This window comes from Streptomyces sp. MBT65 (assembly GCF_016612545.1).
GTDB lineage: Bacteria > Actinomycetota > Actinomycetes > Streptomycetales > Streptomycetaceae > Streptomyces.
Genome location: NZ_JAENRY010000507.1, coordinates 1 through 3752, shown reverse-complemented (window position 1 = coordinate 3752; position 3752 = coordinate 1). Strand labels below are relative to the sequence as shown.

General features: G+C 69.3%; 3 protein-coding genes. All 3 read right to left on the bottom strand.

Features of this window, described 5'->3' with window-relative positions; translation table 11 throughout:
* Positions 1-153: 153 nt before the first annotated feature.
* Positions 154-1266, bottom strand: coding sequence for a DUF475 domain-containing protein (locus tag JHN63_RS49295; protein ID WP_200691662.1), 1113 nt, complete (start codon positions 1264-1266; stop codon positions 154-156).
* Positions 1267-1484: 218 nt separating this feature from the next.
* Positions 1485-2606: a GNAT family N-acetyltransferase gene (locus JHN63_RS49290; RefSeq protein WP_374223025.1), complete on the bottom strand. Its 1122-nt coding sequence runs from the start codon at positions 2604-2606 to the stop codon at positions 1485-1487.
* A gap of 104 nt (positions 2607-2710) precedes the next feature.
* The coding region (locus tag JHN63_RS49285; protein WP_234478872.1) for a M23 family metallopeptidase at positions 2711-3752 on the bottom strand (1042 nt) is incomplete at its 5' end.

Sequence of the window (3752 nt, the reverse complement as noted above, 5' to 3'; positions counted from 1 at the left end):
GATAGAGCGCGGCTCTCCTAAAGCCGGTGTCGCAGGTTCGAATCCTGCCGAGGGCACAGTGTGAAGCGGCAGGACTACGTCGACGGCCCCGAACCCATGACAAGGTTCGGGGCCGTCGTCGTCCGGCAGGTCACCGCGGACTGGTACTCCTGACTAGGGAACCCTCGCCGTATCCACAGCCTCCGCCGCCCCTTCCCCCGCCTCCGCCAACGCCCGGTTCCGTCGCACCGACGACCAGAACGACCACCCGATCAGGACGACGCCGACCAACCCCGTGATGACCTCGTTGATCTGGTACTGGATGGTGACCATCAGGATCACCGCCAGCGCGCCGATCGCGTAGTGCGCTCCGTGCTCCAGGTACACGTAGTCGTCGAGCGTGCCCTGGCGGACCAGGTAGACCGTCAGGGAGCGGACGTACATCGCGCCGATGCCCAGGCCCAGCGCCATCAGGACGATGTCGTTGGTGATGGCGAACGCGCCGATCACGCCGTCGAAGGAGAAGGACGCGTCCAGGACTTCGAGGTACAGGAACATGAAGAACGCGGCCTGGCCGGCCAGGACCACCGCTGAGCGGTCGCTCTCGCGTTCCCGTTCCTCCTCGGCCTCCAGGCGGTCCTCGAAGAAGCCCGAGAGGCCGCCGACGATCATGTACGTGATCAGGCCGGCGATGCCGGAGACCAGGACCGTCTGGGCCTTGTCCGCGTGGGTGCCGCCGTGTTGGTGGGCGTGGGTCGCGAAGGTGAAGGAGGTGATCAGCAGGACGATCAGGGCGATGCAGACCGACAGCATGTCGACCTTGCCGAGCTTGGCGAGCGGGCGTTCCAGCCAGCCCAGCCACTTGATGTCGCGGTCCTCGAAGACGAAGTCCAGGAAGATCATGAGCAGGAACATTCCGCCGAAGGCCGCGATCGCCGGGTGGGCGTCGGTGACCAGCTGTTCGTAGCGGTCCTTGTCGGTCAGCGCGAGGTTCACCGCCTCGAAGGGGTTCTTCTTCGCCGTGACCGCGACGATCACCACCGGGAACGCCAGGCGCATACCGAAGACCGCGATCAGGACGCCGACCGTGAGGAAGATCTTCTGCCAGAACGCCGACATCTTCTTCAGGATCCCGGCGTTGACCACCGCGTTGTCGAACGACAGCGAGATCTCCAGCACCGCGAGGATCGCGATCACGCCGAACGCCGTCCAGCCGCCGTACCAGACTCCTAGGGCCAGGCCGAGCGCGGTGACCGCGAACGACCAGCGGAAGGTCTTCAGAAGCACGGGTTGCCCCTTCCTGTTGTCGCGCGGTCGCCCGCGGGCCGGGCACCAACAGCCCTGACCATCATCGGCGTTGTCTACCACGAGCGCCTGTCGTACAGGTGTCGGGGACCGCCTTCACCACCAGGGCCAGGAGCGGCAGCGGGGCGCGGGAAGGGCCCTCGACCTCCCGGTCCAGGGCCCCTGATCCACCGTTCCACCGCGTCCACCGTGCCGGATCGTCACTTCTTGGGCGGCACCTTGCCCGTCGTACGCAGCGTGCCCACCGTTTTGAGGAGGCGGTCCGCCGGGTCGCGCAGGGACGGGTGGGCCAGGACCGTGTTGCGCAGGCCGCGGACCGGGCGGCGCCACAGGCGGTGGGCCGCCGCCACCGGGTGGGGGCGGGTGGCGAAGCCCTCGCCGACGCGCAGTTCGCGGGTCTTGAGCCAGTCCTTCCACTCCTTGTCGCCGCGCCCCAGGTCCATGAGGCGCACGCCGTGCCGGCCCGCCTCCTCGGCCATCCTGAGGTGCATGATCAACCCCGGTGAGTAGTAACGGAGTTCGGGGTCGTACGCCGTGAACCAGGCCGCGAACAGGGTGCGGGACGTCGGGCCGAAGTGGGCCGCCACCGGACGGTCGCCGGCGTAGAGGACCGACAGGACGCCGGTGAAGTGTTCCTCGCGGACGCGGAACAGGTGGTCCACCAGGTCCACGATCCACGGGCGCGCGAAGCGGTCCATGCGGCCGGTCCTGCGGTACTGGGCCGACTTCCAGCGCATCAGCGTGTGCAGCACCTCGGGGTCGCGGTCGTCGTAGACGAAGCGCATCTCGCCGAGATCGCGGCCGAGGCGGCGTTCCTTCTTCAGGGTCGTCTTGGCGATGCCCGGGTAGGCGCCGCGCAGCCACTCGGGGTAGGGGACCTCGCCGTCGCCGTCCTTCAGGTCGATCACCGGGGACGCGAAGGTGCCCGTGACATGGCGGCCGAACGGCTGCTGTTCCTCGACGAGATGGTCGAACTCGAAGACCGACAGGCCGCAGGCGCGCAGGAGTTGCTGGACGTCCCAGGTGACACCGGGCCGGTGGACCAGGCCCTGGCAGTCGGAGAGGCCGAGGCCGATCGCCCGGCCGACACCGACGGGGTTGCGCTCGTACGGCAGGAAGCCGACCGGCTCCCCGCCCTCGTGCAGCACCGCCACCTGCGCACCGCCGCGATATCGGCCGACGCCGTCCGCGAACTCCGGTGCCAGAAAAGGGTTCGCGTAGTCCGGCGACTCGTCCATCGCCTTGTGCCAGGCCTGGCGGAGCGTGGTACCGAGCTCCTCCGGTCTGTGGATCGTGATGTCCGCCTTGCCGGCGGATCGCATGGATCGCATGGGCGACCGTCCCCCCACATTTCCCCCACGACGCGTCGTCCGCGTCCTGCCTACGTATCCCAAGGTACGACGAGACACGAACAGTTCGGCAGTGCTCAAACGTCGCGAAACAGTACGCACGCCGCCAAGGATGCCTGTGGCTGAGGAAAAGTACGGATCACCCTCCCCCGGTACAGCCTGCCGCGTATCCCCGTGAACCGCAGGTCCAGACCGACCCCGTCACGCTCCGCGTGCAGATGGAGGTGGGGCTCGCTGGTGTTGCCGGAATTGCCTGTCTCTCCTATGAGTTGCCCCACGCGCACCACGTCCCCCTCGCTCACCGTCAGTGAACCGGGCCGCAGATGGGCCAGTTTGACGATCTCCCGGCCGGTGTCGATGAACACGTGGTTCCCGTACGGGGGTTGGTAGCGGGCGTGAGCGCCGGGACGGGTGTCCTGGTCCTCGATGGAGTCCTCGGCGGAGATCACCCGCCCGTCGCACGGCGACCGTACGACCCGCCCGTAGGCGGCGTACGCGGTCGGCTCGTGGTCGGCGCGGGTACGGGTGCCGTGGCGGCCCAGCCCCACCAGGTCGACCGCGCCGCGCTGTTCGGCCAGCCGGGCGTGGTGGTTGAGAGGCCGGCCGCTGCGGTTCCCGCTGGAGGGCGTCTGGTACGTCGTCCAGGGCGGCGGGCGCGGGAGGCGCGGCTGCTGGGCCGGGGCGCCGAGGCCTTCGGCGAAGACGTAACAGGCGGCGAGGATCAGCAGGCCGGTGAGCCAGGCGGTGCGGTCGGACGCCGTCCAGAGGGAGACGACGTTCCAGAGGCCGACAAGGAGCACCAACAGGCCGTACGGCAGGCGGTGTCGGCGGCGCGGGGTGTGGCGGGCGCCTTCCAGGAACAGGGCGAGGAGTTCGCCGTCCGGCGCCGCACGGGCCCAGGCCCGCACCTGACCCTCGTCACCCGTCACGAGCAGGCCGTAGGGACTGTCCGCCACCGTGACGGGCCGTCCGGTCCGGGCCAGCGTCGCCCGCACGATCCGCTCCAGGACGTCGACACCGACCGCGTCGGCGACCCGCGGGGCGAGCCGGGGCCGCTCCTCCGGTCCGACGGTGAGGAACCTCAACAGGGCCTCGGCTTCGGGGGGTTGGGGTGGGGAC

What these genes read in the sequence shown, in the direction of transcription:
- JHN63_RS49290 (WP_374223025.1), bottom strand. Translation starts at nt 2,606, where the DNA reads ATGCGATCCGCCGGCAAGGCGGACATCACGATCCACAGACCGGAGGAG.